The following is a 14,260-nucleotide window of genomic DNA, read 5'->3' on the forward strand; positions in this document are numbered from 1 at the left end:
TGAGCTGAACGGTTGCTGTTTTATTAGTTATGCCTGTGCTTTAGCTAATGCATTTTTAACAGCACTTTTTAGGGCTTTACTAGAAGTTGTGGCGCCAGAAATGGCATCGACAGCGTAACTATTTGCTGCCACCATTTTGTCTGGTAGTTGTGTTACTGCAGCTTGGCCCACGTCTTCACTTTCACTTTCTTGGACCACTTCAACGTTTTGCAATTTATGGTCGGTGTACGTGATTCGAACGACAATTTGGCCACCGATACCGGCATCACTTACACCTAAATATTGATTAGGGCCAACTTTGATGTCCTTTAACGGATCTTTAGTAGTCAAATCACTGCCACCTAAAGTGACTTTGTTTGTTACGGTAATGTTTTGTACAGGTGTGGCTGTTTTGGTACTTGCCGCGTTTTCACCGGCAATTTTGCCAAAAATCAAGCACTCTGCTAAATTGCTGCCACCAGCGTATTGATTGGCGTTAGCGCCACCTAATTCACCAGCACCGTATAAATGCGGAATTGGCTGGTGCGCCGGGTTCAAAATTTCTGCTTGTGCATTGCGCCGCGGGCCACCTTGCGTGTTTAACATACCTGCTGCTAATTCAACGGCATAATATGGGCCAGCGGTAAAGGCACGCATAGTTGCAGGATCCCGGTTTTGATCGTAGTCATGACCATTTTCAGCAAAGAAGTTGAAATCAGCGACAGTTTGTTTTAACGTTGCGGCATCTAATTTCGTCTTTGTTGCCAAATCAGTCAAGTTGTCTGCCTTGATTAAGCGGCTGAAGAAATTTGGATCTGGCAATTGTTTTGCGTTTTTAAATTGTTGGTACTGTTGCTGATCAAAAATCAGGTAAGGATGGTCTTGGGCTGCTGGAATCCGCCAAATGCCATGATCATAGAGTCGACCGTGCCGATTAGGTTCATCTTCGCGGAAATACCGGCTGCCATCGTCACCAGCAACAAAAATACTACCAGTGTACAGTTCCGGCCATGGCGCTAAGATTAATTTACCCCGTTGTCCAGGTTCAGGCGCAAAGGTCATGCCGGCTAACATGCCTAGGCCTTCATAACTATGCATGTGCCACATATCCGCACCGACTTCTTCAGCCATTTTAATGCCAGCACCTTGGTTGTAAAGTGAGCCAATTGGTGCTAAGTGCGGTGCACCTAAGTAGTCTTGGATGGCCTGTTGATCAGTTTCAAAACCACCACTAGCTAAAACCACCCCATTTTTAGCCTGAATATTAACTTCTTGGCCATTGCGTTTGATGGTTACACCAGTAATTGTTTTAGTGTTTGGATCTTGGATCAAATGGGTAGCTGGCGAGGCAAACCACACATCAATTTGTTGGCTGCGGTCAACCACGTGCTGCCGTAAGTTTTTCCACAATGCAGCGTCGAAAAACCCTTGGTGAACCATGGTGAGATCAAATGTTTCTGAGCCGGGATATTCAGGGTATTCTGGTGCTAAACCTTTGGCAACTTCACCTTGACTGCCATGTTTATAAGTATCGTTATAACTGACAGGTGAGTCAACGTCTAGATAATCTTTAAAGTACTGGCGCATGTTTACCATGCCATGAACGTAGGTTTCCAATAAATCTTCGTCCAAATCAGTAGGACCCAGCATGGCTTTGTAGTAAGTCAGCATTTTAGCATAATCACCACCAGTTGCGACAACTTGACCAGCATAGCGGACGTTGCCGCCTTCATGACCATTTGGCGCTGCATCGGTCAGTAAGACTTTGGCACCTTGGTCCGCAGCAAATCTGGCGGCAGTTGCGCCAGCAGCGCCAAAACCGACAACAATAACGTCATAGCTCCCTTGCCAAGCAGCTTGCCGGTACTGGCGATTGATGGTTTGAGCAAAGTCGAGATAATTGTGGAAGCATTGTTCTAAGAAACTGATAGTTTGCGGGTCTTTTAATTGTTGGTTCGCATCAAAGGCCGCTTTTGCATGACCTAACAAAAATTCATTGCCAGGTAGGACAAAAGCGCCGATACCCGGGGAATCTAAAATCTGCCGTAAATGTTGTTGCGCCCGAGAAGTCCCTTGTGGGCCATAGGAAGTGCCTACCACCATCACTGGTTTATGAGCTAGTGGGTGAACGTTATCTGACAGCCACTCTAAAACACTTTTTAAAGCAGCAGGAATAGAATGGTCATACTCTGGTGTTGCAATGATGACACCATCGGCCGCATCGATTTTTTGCGCTAATTCTTGGATGCTAGCTGGTGTGTCCGCAGCAATTTCTTCATTGAACAAAGGTAGTTTTTGAATTTCGCAGATTTCCAGTTGGTGCTGAGGTGCGAAATGCTGTTTCATGTAATTTAAAAGTAACCGATTATTTGAAAAAGGGGCGTTGGTCCCCACAATACCGATAAATTTCATTAGACGTTCCTTCCTTTAGTCAAAAACTGATTGTGCATAACCGACTTCGCGCATTTTTTCACGAGCAAAGTTAATTAAATGCATCTGCTTACTATGGTAATTGTTTTTAAAAAATTGTGAAATGATTCTTTTAAGTTAAAAACATGCCAAAAGTGGCATATAATAGATAACAAGGGAGAGAACGACTATGACGCCTTTAGAAAAAGATAAACAGTTTATCAGAGTATTAAAAACGGTTGCAAAGCTTGGTAACATCACTGCTGCAGCGGAAAAACTTTTCATGACACAACCAGCATTAAGTAAACTGATTAGTCAGCGCGAACGGCAGTTGAATACTTGTTTATTGCAACGCCATCACCACCCGCTACAGTTAACCTATGCAGGTGAGTATTATCTGCAGCGATTGCAGCACATTATAGCGCAATATGATTCATTATATGATGGTCTGGCAACACTGAATAAGACGGGTTATGGCCGGTTAACCATCGGCGTAACCCAATCATTAGGTGAGCAGATTTTGCCCCGGCTACTGCCCCGGTACCACGCGCTTTACCCCCATGTTGCCCTGCGCTTAGTAGAATATCCCAGTAGTGAAGTGGAAAAGGAATTACTCAATGGTAGTTTAGATTTATATTTTGGGGTATTACCAGTTGACAATCAAAAAATTCGGTACCAGTTACTAGAGCGGGAGCCAGTTTATTTATTACTGCCACCGCAACATCCAGCTTACCAAGGACCAACTAAAAAAGTGCAGGTTATCACAGATTGCCGCCAATTGATTGATCACCAACCATTAATTTTAGAGAATAAAAATTCTGGTTTTCAACGATTAATTCAACAATATTTAACTAAAAACAATATCGATCCCCAAATTGTGTTGCGTACAGCAAGCTTGGATACGGGGATTAAATTAGTGCAAAATGGCTTTGCAGCAGCAACCTTTGTTCCCAAACTAGTCTGGCAAAGCCACCCAACTAAACAACCAATCGCTACTTACCAATTAGCCACCAACGCCCTCCAAAGCGAAACCTTCATCGCCTACAAAAGGGACCGCCTACTAACAAACCAAGAAAAAGCACTGATAAAAATGGCAAGAGTGCTGACGCAAGCGGTTAGCTTCTGAGTACTAACGTAAAATAGCGCGTTATTCACGCAGTGAATGGCGCGCTATTTGCAGTTAGACGGAAGAAGCTGCTTGCGTCAGCACGTTTACAGCAGTAACGGTAATTAATTGCATGAAAGCACTTGAGCATTAGCCTAACCCCATCAATTATTTGCAAAGCAAATGATTGATGGAGGTGTAGCTACTATTCCGCAGTTAAGGATGATTTTCGTACCGAAAATCTTTCATGCTACAGACGTTGACCATTCAACTACGGCGAAGACCGCCGAGTTGAAACATGGCAAGCGGAAACAGCTGCCTGCTATAGCACGTTTATGGCAATGGTGCTGATTAATGACATCAAAGCGGTTAGCTTCTGAGCACTAACGTAAAATAGCGCGTTATTCACGCAGTGAATGGCGCGCTATTTGCAGTTAGACGGAAGAAGCTGCTTGCGTCAGCACGTTTATACCGGTGATGCTGGACCATAACATCAAAACGAAATCCGTTGCACATTTTAACATTATGAAAACTAGTTTCATCAAACTTAAATCAAGCCGGTAAATAAAATAAAATTTTTGATTGTGTAATTTTTTGCAACTAACGTAGAAGCACTGCGGTTTCTGGCATTTATCACTTATTTTTATTTGTTATTTAGACTTGACTTAGAATGATTATCGTTTAGAATGAGAAATGTAAGCGATATAAATTAGGAGGTTATTAACATGTCATTAGTCGGGAAAAAGATTGGCGAATTTAACGCGCACGCATATCGGCAAGGCAAGTTTATTGACGTTTCAGATAAAGATTTAATGGGTCACTGGAGCATTGTGATGTTTTACCCTGCAGACTTTTCTTTCGTTTGCCCAACGGAATTGGAAGATTTGCAAGATCATTACAAAGAATTGCAAGACCTAGGCGTGGAAGTTTACTCTGTTTCTGCAGATACACACTTTGTTCACAAAGCTTGGCACGATGATTCTGATGCGGTAGGTAAAGTTGAATACACCATGATTGGTGATCCTTCACAAAAGATTATGCGCTTATTCGATGTCTTAGATGAAGAACAAGGCTTAGCTCAGCGGGGCACCTTTATTTTAGACCCTGATGGCGTGGTTCAATCCTTGGAAATTAATGCAGACGGCATTGGCCGAAATGCCAGTGAATACATTAGCCGGATTAAAGCAGGGCAATATGTTGCTGCTCATCCAGGCGAAGTTTGCCCAGCTAAATGGAAAGAAGACGACCAGACCTTGACGCCAGGCTTAGATCTTGTCGGCAAAATTTAAATTGATCTAAGAAGGGAGCGTCTGCCAGATGGCAATTGAACAAACAGTTAAGCAACAACTTGCAGCCTATTTAAAATTATTAGAACAAGACGTGGTGTTGACAGCAGATTTAGGGGATGACACGCATTCACAAAAAGTGAGTGACTTCATTAAGGAAGTTGCCGCAATGTCGCCTAAAATTTCTGTTGCTAAAGGACACTTAAAGCGGCAACCTAGTTTTACAATTGATCAAGCTAATCAACCTAGTAGTGGGATTGAATTTGCTGGCGTTCCTTTAGGCCATGAATTCACGTCGTTTGTCCTTGCTTTGTTGCAAGTATCTGGTCATGCGCCAAAAATTAGTGCGACGCTGAAACAGCAGATTCAAAGTATTGATGCAGAATTACACTTTGAAACTTTTGCGAGTCTAAGCTGCCACAATTGTCCTGATGTCGTGCAGGCTTTAAACATCATGAGTGTGTTAAACCCTAAGATTTCACATACCATGATTGAAGGCGGTATGTATCAGGATGAAGCGACGCAAAAGAATGTCATGGCAGTGCCAACGGTTTTTCTTAATGGAGAAGAATGGCATACAGGCCGAGCAACATTAGAAGAACTGGTTGATAAAGCCTCCGGTGGCGCGCCACAAGCACTTACAGATGACTGGACGGACCAACAATTTGATGTTGTGATTGTCGGCGGTGGCCCAGCAGCCGGCAGTGCGGCAATCTATGCGGCTCGTAAAGGTGTAGCGACTGCTATTGTTGCGGATCACTTCGGCGGGCAACCATTAGATACAGCTGGCATTGAAAACTTAGCCGGGATCGATCACATCGAAGGCGAAAAATTAATGGCTAACGTGCAGGCACAAGTTGAAAAATATGGGGTTCATGTTTTGACTGGTCAGCACGTCACAGCGGTGCGCAAAGAAGACCAAGTGAAAATTGATTTGGCTTCTGGTAATACTTTAACCGCGAGAACGGTCATTATTGCAACTGGTGCGCAGTGGAAGCATATCGGTGTACCTGGTGAAACAGAATTCAAAAACAAAGGTGTGGCGTACTGTCCTCACTGTGATGGACCACTTTATGCTGGTAAAGATGTTGCTGTCATTGGCGGTGGTAATTCTGGCATTGAAGCAGCCATTGACATGGCAGGAATTTGCAAGCATGTCACCGTGCTAGAATTTTCGGCTAACTTTGGTGCGGACAGTGTCTTGCAGGCTAAGGCCCGGGATTTAGATAATGTGACGTTGATTGCCAATGCAGCAACTAAAGAAATTACTGGTGATGGTCGCGTTAACGGGTTGACTTATACTGATCGGGAAACGCAAGAAACGCACCACCTTGATTTAGAAGGCGTCTTTATTCAAATTGGGCTTCAGCCTAATACTGATTGGGTAACTGCACCGATTGAATTAAATGCGCGGCATGAAATTATGACGGATACTAAACAAGCAACTGATGTACCAGGGATTTTTGCTGCAGGTGATTGTACTGATTCTGCCTATAAGCAAATTATCGTTGCGATGGGTTCAGGTGCGACTGCCGCGCTCAGTGCCTTTGATTATCTGGTTAGAAATGATGTTGCAGCTAAACAGCCAGTCACTAATTAGACTAGTTTAAACAAACTGAAAGACCTGTGATAACTGAATTGTTTATCACAGGTCTTTTTAGTTGTTCCCTAGGACAGTAGAGATATAGGCAAACTGCCTGAATCTGATATTTTCAACGTTGATTAGCTGTCGTCGGGGTTACTTTAGGTTGTAATTTTTTTAAACCGATTTGTGCAGCACCGATGGCACCGGCATATTGCCCGAGATCATCTCGGTAAATTGGGGCGTCGACAATCGATTTTAAAACTTTAGCAAAAGCTTTACTGCGTGATAAGCCACCGGTAAATAAAATGGGGCTGCCATGTTTAGGCTGTAACTTAATGTACTGGCCTTTAATTCGTTTGGCAATGGAGTTTAGTACACCTAGGGCGATATTTTCCCGGGGTGTGCCTTTGGCGACTAAACTGACAACTTCTGATTCCGCAAAAACGGTACACATACTGTTGATTTTAACCGGTGTGGCATCTGCAACAAAATCATCTAAAATATCAATGTCCTCACCTAAGGTTTTCATCATGACTTCCACAAAGCGGCCGGTACCAGCGGCGCAACGGTCGTTCATATTAAAATCTAACACGCCGCCTTTACCATTGAGCTGAATGGTTTTACAGTCTTGACCACCAATGTCAATAACCTGCGTGATACCAGGATGTAAGTACTCTGCACCGCGGCCATGGCAAGTAATTTCAGTAATCACCAAATCAGCAGGCAACAATTTCCGACCATAACCGGTAGTGATTAAATAATCGTAGGGGCCATATTGTTTCGTGAAATGATCAAGGACCGTATGCATTGCACCTTTAGGATCACCGGCAGTGGGCAGTAAATATTTCGCCACAATTTTATCTTCAGTGCACAGCACCGCTTTAGTGGTGGTTGAGCCAGCATCTAATCCAATGTAATGCAAAATTATCCCTCCAGCATTTCTAGAAATGCAGTTACCCGGGTATTGATTTGCTCAATATCAGCTTCTGAGTAATCTGTTTCTAGATACATGTATGGTTTTTGTTTTTCGTCATTGACGAAATCTTTAATCCGGTGTGATTCAACAGAAAATGGAATGCAATTTTGCAAAACCATGTCGATTACGCCGTCAACTTGGTATTTATCAATCATGTCGCTGATTAATTGCAACCGGGGTTTGTTTTGTGACAAGCAAGCACAGCCAATGTTTAAGTACTTGTCAACTAAGGACTGGTAAACGTCTGGTTCATCTTTAGCTACTAGCCGTTCAGTTGCTTTAGCAACGGTACAATTTTCGTAGCCAACCACGACACCGCCGTTTTCTTCAACTGCGTGGATGACTTTTTCAGTGACGCCACCCATTGGGGAGCCGGTGATTAAAATCCGCGGTTTGCTTTCTAAATGTTCACCATTGGCGTAGCGCTCTTTAACTGCCGTCGTGGCATCTTCTAAAGACTGGATGTTTTCTTCCTTATCAAATTTGTACTGGGAGCCATACATGACTTTGAAAATTTCAGCACCGCTTAAAGCTGGTGGGTTGAGCTGGCCTAATTCATAGAAATGCTTTTTAGCTAGCCGCTCCCGGTTCTTTAGGTGAATGGCATCGCGAATCTGGTCTTCAGTAATGGTGACGTCGAAGAAATCTTCCAATTTATTTTTAAAGGCAACTAATTCCCGGTACCATAATTCTTTACTCTGTTCAGTTGTCCGCATGTGTGGTAATTGCATCAGATAAAGCGGCTTTAAATCTGACATGTACTCGTACATTTTCTTTTTACCATCACAGGTGGTTTCCCCAACAACTAAATCTGAGAAATAGAAGTAAGGGCACTTATCAGTTTTAGCGAACCCATAACTGGCTTTAATCAACGGGCACAAATTACGTGGTAAGTCTTCCTCAGCTGCTGGAATGGTTTCTTCTGAAGTTGAGCATAGACTGATCTGTACAGCACCACTAGCTAGCACTAATTCTTCCGGCATAAACGTACAGTAAACCCCAACCACACGTTGGCCTTTGTCTTTCAATGATTTGACCTTCAAAAAACCTTGCTTGCGGGCCGCACCAAAATCATCAAACACTTCTGGCAACTCTGTTTTAACCTTCATCTTACATCCGCCTCTTTTGTATAGTATTTCACAAGCAAACGCAAAATTATCCCCGGGAAACAGAAAAATTATCTGCTTAAATGAAAATTTTTGTTTGCTCATGGCTTCAGTATAAAAGGCGCGCAAAGTCACGTCAACCTGCGTAATTATGGCTTAGATAACGCTTTCAATATTTTTGAAGGAGTTGATAGGGATTTCATGAAAAATGAGTAAAAAATATTTTTTTGAACGCTGTTTAGCTTTGAACATAGCGCTTACAGTGCTATCATAAAATTGGATAAAAAAGAAGTGAGGCGGATCATCATGACAGAGATAAAAAATGTCACTCCAGAAGAATTAGCTAAGCAATTGCAACAAAATCCCGATTTAAGATTATTAGATGTTCGCAAACCAGAACAATACCAGCAAGGGCACATTAAACAAGCTAAAAATGTTCCTTACGCTGACATTGATTCCTTTGACAGTGCGGATAAAAAAACGCCCGTGTATTTAATCTGTAAATCTGGTGTGTTGAGCATGAAAGCCGCAACAAATCTACAAGCACGCGGTTACCAAACCGTTAACGTATTAAATGGGATGAACGGCTACCAAGGTAAAACCGTTAAATAAGAATTGCTTAAAAAGCACAGGGCAAATTAGTCCTGTGCTTTTTTAGTGCCAAATGCCGTTTTAAAGCGCCGAATGTATTCCGTTACCACCGGGGTCAACACGCGATTTTTGCGCCAGACTAAAATGCAACGCGTTTTGATGTCAGGGACTAGGGGAATAAAGTTTAATGTCTCAGGATTAATTTCTGACGTGATGCCCTGGATACTTAAAGCGGCACCTAAGTTAGCTTCAATTAACGGCAATACATTAAAGATCAGGTTAAACGTACCGATAATGCGTGGGGGCTTAATGGTTTCACCGCGCCATTTTTTTAGCATGTTTTGAACGGCGGGCCGTTGTGACAGCATCAGCGGTAAATCAGCTAAGTCAGTTGGTTGAATAGTACTTTTGTGTGCTAATTGACTTTGCTTAGCGACCAAAAGCCCCCATTGTTCGGTTCGTGGCAACGTTAACGTATGATATTTTTGGGCAGCAACGGGTTCTAATAAAACAGCAACGTCTAATAATCCTCTGTCCAGCTGTTCTTCGATCAAATCACTGGCACCGGTGATAATGTTGTAGGTTACGGCCGGGTAGTCGTGAACTAATTCTTCTAACAGCATTGCCATAGTATCCGAATTATCAGCCGCAACACAGCCGATTCGAATGTGACCGCTAAATAAATGCTGTTTTTGTGCAGCAAATTCCTGTTCTGTTTGATGCGTTAATGTCAAAATCTCCGCCGCTCGGCTTTTCAGAAAAGCGCCGGCTTGGGTTAACTCCAAATGTTTAGGGTGACGAACGAAAAGTGGGGTGCCTAATTGGGCCTCCAATCCTTGTAATTGGCGGCTTAAGGTGGGCTGAGTAATGTGAAGTTGGTTGGCTGCAGCAGAAATAGTACCTAAATCAGCGATGGTCCAAAAATAACGTAATAAGCGGATTTCCATTTTTGACTCCTTTAATATGCTTGCTAAGCATAGATATGTTCTTTAAAAGTATTATACCTATAGCAGATTTGATTTTACAATGAATCGTAGTTAATAAATCAGACAAAATTTGATTAAAGGGGTTTTGATATGTCCGATAAACAAAACGAAACAGCCGTTAAGCAAGGAATTTTTTCAATTGGAACTGCCAATCAAGCTTACCAACAATATTTTACTGGCCAAAGTTATTTGCAAAGCTTGGTCGCTGATCCAGCCGTGAATGTCAGTGTTGGCAATGTGACCTTTGAACCGGGCTGTCGTAATCATTGGCACATCCACCATCATGGGTTTCAAATTTTATTGGTTACTGGGGGTACTGGCTGGTATCAAGAAGCTGGCCAACCAGCACGGCAATTACATGCTGGCGATGTGGTGGTGACACATGACGGTGTTAAACATTGGCATGGTGCGACACAAAATAGTTGGTTTTCCCACATTGCCATTACCGCTGGTACACCAGAATGGTTGGAACCTGTTTCTGATGCGCAATACAAGCAATTGAAGGAGGAAGTTTAAAATGGCAAAAAAACAAACCGCTGGGCAAAAACAATTAGGGGATTTTGCCCCACAATTTGCTAAGTTAAATGATGATGTCTTATTTGGTGAAGTTTGGGCGCGTGAAGATCAATTATCTGCCCGGGATCGGAGCATGATTACTTGCGCGGCTTTGATGAGCCAAGGTGCGTTTCCGCAATTAGAAGCGCACATGAAAATGGCAAAAGCTAATGGGGTCACCCGTTCAGAAATGGTGGCGTTGATTACACATTTAGCCTTTTACGCAGGTTGGCCCAAAGCCTGGTCAGCATTTGGTTTGGCGAAACAAATTTTCACGGAAAAAGCTTAATGATTAATGATACACGCCCGCTCAGATAATTGTTTGAGCGGGCGTATTTTGATTATGCTAAAAAATTTAGACTAAACGAATAGGTAAAATAATTAAAGCTTTGAAATTAGAATCATTGTGGCTTAAGGATAAATAGCCGTTTAATTTTTTAACACTTTCTTTGACGCTACTCAAGCCTAATCCCTGACGACCATTATTTTTTTCTGATGGTGTTGCTTCTGCTTCTAGGTTTATGTTTTTAGGATGGGAACGATTAGAGATGTAAAAAAAGAGTTTTTCCTTTTGGTAGGATAATGAAATTTTAACGTGTTGATGGTGAGGCAATCTTAGTGATTCTTCGATAGCATTATCAATTAAGTTTCCTAGAATAATAGCAATATCTAAGATGATTTTACTGACATCAAGATCGCTAGGAATTTGTGCTTTAAAGGTATGGGCAATGTGTTTTTCCTTAAGTAATTCAATTTTCGGCGCTAAAATTGCATCAATCTGACCACAGCCGGTAAGTTGGTTTTGATTAAGTGTTGAAGCATTCAAAATTGACGTTAAATAATTTTTGGCAGCAGAGACATCATTCTTATTTAAGTAATAGATTAACTCTAATAAAATATTTTTTAAATTATGGCGTAATTTGGTTGTTTGTTTTTGTGTTTTTAAAATTAGACGATAATAGTCATCTAATAATTCATTCACCATTTTAGCTTGCAATAAAAAATTTTTTCTAGATAGTTGATCGTATAGCCGGACGGTTGTTAGATTAATGACTAGGATAATGATAAGTTTTAAGATTTGCTGTAGTTGGTGGGTAGGTTGATCTATCATTAAAAGGATACTGAAAGCTGGGATAATACTTAGCAAAAAATATTCTTTATTTTCTAATCCAGACCAATTTGCTGTTTTAAAATAAACTAGTAAATTAATTGATAGAACAATCAATAAAATAATAATTGAGAGCCCAAGCTCAATGAGCAATTGATGAAGCAAAGTATGTTCAGTTTTTGTCAATAAAAGCAAGATTTCATTTTGTGTAAAGATTAAATAAGATAGGAAAATATAATGAAAAAATTTTTTTAATAATTTTCCAAAGAAAAAGAAAAAAATAATGGCTAAAAAGATAAAAAAACGATAGTTAGTTTGCCAAGTAGTAGTTTGTGCTGATCCACTTGAAACGGAGAGATGGGCGACTAGATCAATACCTAATATTATGGGAAACAGAAAATTCAAAGAAACACGTCTTTGTAAAAAGCGCGTCATGTAGATTATGATAGTAAAACTTTGAATTAAGATAAAACTGATTCCAATCGTAAGATAAATAACCCCTATCATAGTCCAATTTTCCTTTCAATATAGTGATTGTACAATGTTTTAAATCTTTTTTTATACCCTCTGCTTATTGGCACACGTTCTTTATTTTCTAGCGTAATGATTGTATCAATGATTGAACAGATACTATTCATGTTAACAATAGTACCGCGATTTACCTTAGCAAAAATTGTTGGATTAATTTGTTGCTCAATGTTCTTAATTTTGCCATAAAAAATTAGCATTTGTTGTGGCCCCTTAATTGCTAATCTAATCTGTCGATGATTTTCAGAGAAAATACCAATAATATTATCAAAGCGTATTTGATAATTATTGTGGTATTTTTTTATAAATAAATATTGGTTTGAAGAAAAAATTTCATCAATTGCTATGTGCAGAATCTTAGCAATCACTGGGTATGTAATAGGTTTAAGGAGGTATCTGAATGGGGATACTTCAAAGCTTTCAAGTGTGTATTGATCATAGCTCGTGATGTAAATTAATAAGCAATTTTTATCGTACATACGTATTTTTTTGGCTGTTTCAATACCATTTAATGATTTCATTTCAATATCTAAAAACAAAATTTGATATTGCTTTCCCATTTTTAAAATATGATGGAGCAATGAAGTGCCAGATTGAAAAATATCAATATGATAGGTTTGATTACTCTCTTTTTCATAGCGTAATAAAAAAGTTTCTAAACGAGAATTATGCAAATGATTATCATCACATATAGCAAAGTTAAGCATGATGTCACCACTTTCTGTATGGGAGACCTGTTTACAAAATAGAACATTAAACCATACCATTTAGAACAATTATGAAACCGCTTACAATATTTTGCAATATCATTATGGCATAAAGTAATGATTACTTTATGTGTCTCAAGGTGTGTTGGTTTATATCTAAATTGAAAGGAGGGGAAAAGCATACTTTTATTTACAACAAAGAAAGGGACTTTTGATGAATTAATTAAAGCAAAAGGGAAATTTTATAAATTATACTATAATCGCAATCTTTCAATTGGAGAAAAGGAAGTGTTACTTTAATGAGACACTTGCTCAATGTTAAACATGTATCGAAAAGCTTTAAAACACAGTCAGTTTTAGAGGATGTAAATTTCTGTTTAACAGAGGGAGAAATTGTCGGCTTAATTGGACAAAATGGTGCTGGCAAAACAACTTTAATGAAAATGTTACTGGGTCTACTGACGGTCAGCACTGGTGAAATTTCTTATCAAGGTGATACTAATTATCAACATGATCCTGAAAAGATGGCTAACTTTGGAGTTTTATTAGATTGTCGTTTATTTGATTATTTAAGTGGTTTTGAAAATATGCTTATTTTTGAAAGTTATCGCAATGTAAATAAAATCGATAATAATATTAAAAAGCAGATAAAGACAATGTTAGATTTCGTTAATTTATCAAATAATAAAAAACCAGTGAAAAGTTACTCATTTGGAATGAAGCAGAGATTGGGACTAGGATTAGCTTTAATTAATCACCCTAAAATTTTAATCTTAGATGAACCTTTTGTTGGTCTTGATCCAGTTGGTGTTGAACACTTTAAACAGTATATTTTAGAACTTAAGCAGAATTATAATATTACAGTATTAATTTCCTCACATCAATTAGAAGAAATTGAACAAATGTGTGATCGGTGTTTATTGATCAAAGATAAGACGATACTAGATATTAAGCATCATTTTAATCAAAAATATAAGCTTGAATTTGAAGCAGCAGAGCCAGCTGTTTTAAACAAGCTTTCTAAAATTGGCTTAGTCCAAAATGATACTACCACGGTTTTTAAAGACGAACTGAATCTAAATACTGCAATTAACATTTTAAACCACCATCATGTCCGTATTATAGCAATTAAAGATTTGAGTCACGCTTTAACAGATTTGTTTGGGGATGATAAATAATGGCTATGATTATGCGTGCGGAATTCAGAAAACTTTATCACCGAAAAATATTTATTGGTGTTTTATTGATTAGTTTATTTTCATTAATTTACGCTTTAGGTGCTTATTTGAGAGCGTAAAATATTTTGTGTAAATGCATAAAAGATTTCTGAATTGTATAG

General features: G+C 39.8%; 13 protein-coding genes. 7 read left to right on the top strand and 6 right to left on the bottom strand.

What is annotated here, in order from left to right:
• Positions 1-27: 27 nt before the first annotated feature.
• Complete coding sequence (locus FC24_RS08470) at positions 28-2,391, bottom strand: NAD(P)H-dependent oxidoreductase (RefSeq protein WP_057874460.1); 2,364 nt, start codon at positions 2,389-2,391, stop codon at positions 28-30.
• Positions 2,392-2,578: 187 nt separating this feature from the next.
• On the opposite strand from FC24_RS08470, the gene FC24_RS08475 reads away from it, so the two are divergent.
• The 3 genes from FC24_RS08475 to ahpF all read left to right on the top strand — a co-directional run bounded on the left by FC24_RS08475 (position 2,579) and on the right by ahpF (position 6,379).
• Positions 2,579-3,514: a LysR family transcriptional regulator gene (locus tag FC24_RS08475; protein WP_057874461.1), complete on the top strand. Its 936-nt coding sequence runs from the start codon at positions 2,579-2,581 to the stop codon at positions 3,512-3,514.
• 704 nt (positions 3,515-4,218) lie between these two features.
• A complete protein-coding gene (ahpC, locus tag FC24_RS08480) occupies positions 4,219-4,782 on the top strand; it encodes an alkyl hydroperoxide reductase subunit C (protein WP_057874462.1) in 564 nt (187 codons plus the stop codon).
• Between the two features lie 28 nt (positions 4,783-4,810).
• A complete protein-coding gene (ahpF, locus tag FC24_RS08485; protein WP_057874463.1) occupies positions 4,811-6,379 on the top strand; it encodes an alkyl hydroperoxide reductase subunit F in 1,569 nt (522 codons plus the stop codon).
• A gap of 112 nt (positions 6,380-6,491) precedes the next feature.
• Here the strand turns inward: ahpF and FC24_RS08490 are convergent, their stop codons facing one another.
• Positions 6,492-7,286, bottom strand: coding sequence for an acyl-CoA dehydratase activase (locus FC24_RS08490; RefSeq protein ID WP_057874464.1), 795 nt, complete (start codon positions 7,284-7,286; stop codon positions 6,492-6,494).
• A gap of 2 nt (positions 7,287-7,288) precedes the next feature.
• Positions 7,289-8,449 (bottom strand): double-cubane-cluster-containing anaerobic reductase, encoded by a 1,161-nt coding sequence (locus FC24_RS08495; protein WP_057874465.1) that lies wholly within the window; start codon positions 8,447-8,449, stop codon positions 7,289-7,291.
• Positions 8,450-8,752: 303 nt separating this feature from the next.
• On the opposite strand from FC24_RS08495, the gene FC24_RS08500 reads away from it, so the two are divergent.
• Positions 8,753-9,058: a rhodanese-like domain-containing protein gene (locus tag FC24_RS08500; RefSeq protein ID WP_057874466.1), complete on the top strand. Its 306-nt coding sequence runs from the start codon at positions 8,753-8,755 to the stop codon at positions 9,056-9,058.
• A 26-nt stretch (positions 9,059-9,084) separates the two neighbouring features.
• Here the strand turns inward: FC24_RS08500 and FC24_RS08505 are convergent, their stop codons facing one another.
• Positions 9,085-9,984, bottom strand: coding sequence for a LysR family transcriptional regulator (locus tag FC24_RS08505; RefSeq protein ID WP_057874467.1), 900 nt, complete (start codon positions 9,982-9,984; stop codon positions 9,085-9,087).
• 129 nt (positions 9,985-10,113) lie between these two features.
• Here FC24_RS08505 and FC24_RS08510 point away from each other — a divergent pair, with 129 nt between their 5' ends.
• Entirely contained in the window at positions 10,114-10,539 is a 426-nt protein-coding gene (locus FC24_RS08510) for a cupin domain-containing protein (RefSeq protein WP_057874468.1), read from the top strand.
• Position 10,540: 1 nt separating this feature from the next.
• Complete coding sequence (locus FC24_RS08515) at positions 10,541-10,867, top strand: carboxymuconolactone decarboxylase family protein (protein ID WP_057874469.1); 327 nt, start codon at positions 10,541-10,543, stop codon at positions 10,865-10,867.
• Positions 10,868-10,933: 66 nt separating this feature from the next.
• Here the strand turns inward: FC24_RS08515 and FC24_RS08520 are convergent, their stop codons facing one another.
• Together FC24_RS08520 and FC24_RS08525 are read right to left on the bottom strand one after the other, a co-directional pair.
• Entirely contained in the window at positions 10,934-12,193 is a 1,260-nt protein-coding gene (locus FC24_RS08520) for a GHKL domain-containing protein (RefSeq protein ID WP_057874470.1), read from the bottom strand.
• Positions 12,190-12,921 (bottom strand): LytR/AlgR family response regulator transcription factor, encoded by a 732-nt coding sequence (locus tag FC24_RS08525; protein WP_057874471.1) that lies wholly within the window; start codon positions 12,919-12,921, stop codon positions 12,190-12,192. Before FC24_RS08525 ends, FC24_RS08520 begins: the two co-directional genes overlap by 4 nt.
• A gap of 299 nt (positions 12,922-13,220) precedes the next feature.
• Here FC24_RS08525 and FC24_RS08530 point away from each other — a divergent pair, with 299 nt between their 5' ends.
• Positions 13,221-14,099: an ABC transporter ATP-binding protein gene (locus tag FC24_RS08530; protein WP_057874472.1), complete on the top strand. Its 879-nt coding sequence runs from the start codon at positions 13,221-13,223 to the stop codon at positions 14,097-14,099.
• Positions 14,100-14,260 lie beyond the last annotated feature (161 nt).

The sequence above is a fragment of the Loigolactobacillus rennini DSM 20253 genome (assembly GCF_001436505.1).
Taxonomy (GTDB): domain Bacteria; phylum Bacillota; class Bacilli; order Lactobacillales; family Lactobacillaceae; genus Loigolactobacillus; species Loigolactobacillus rennini.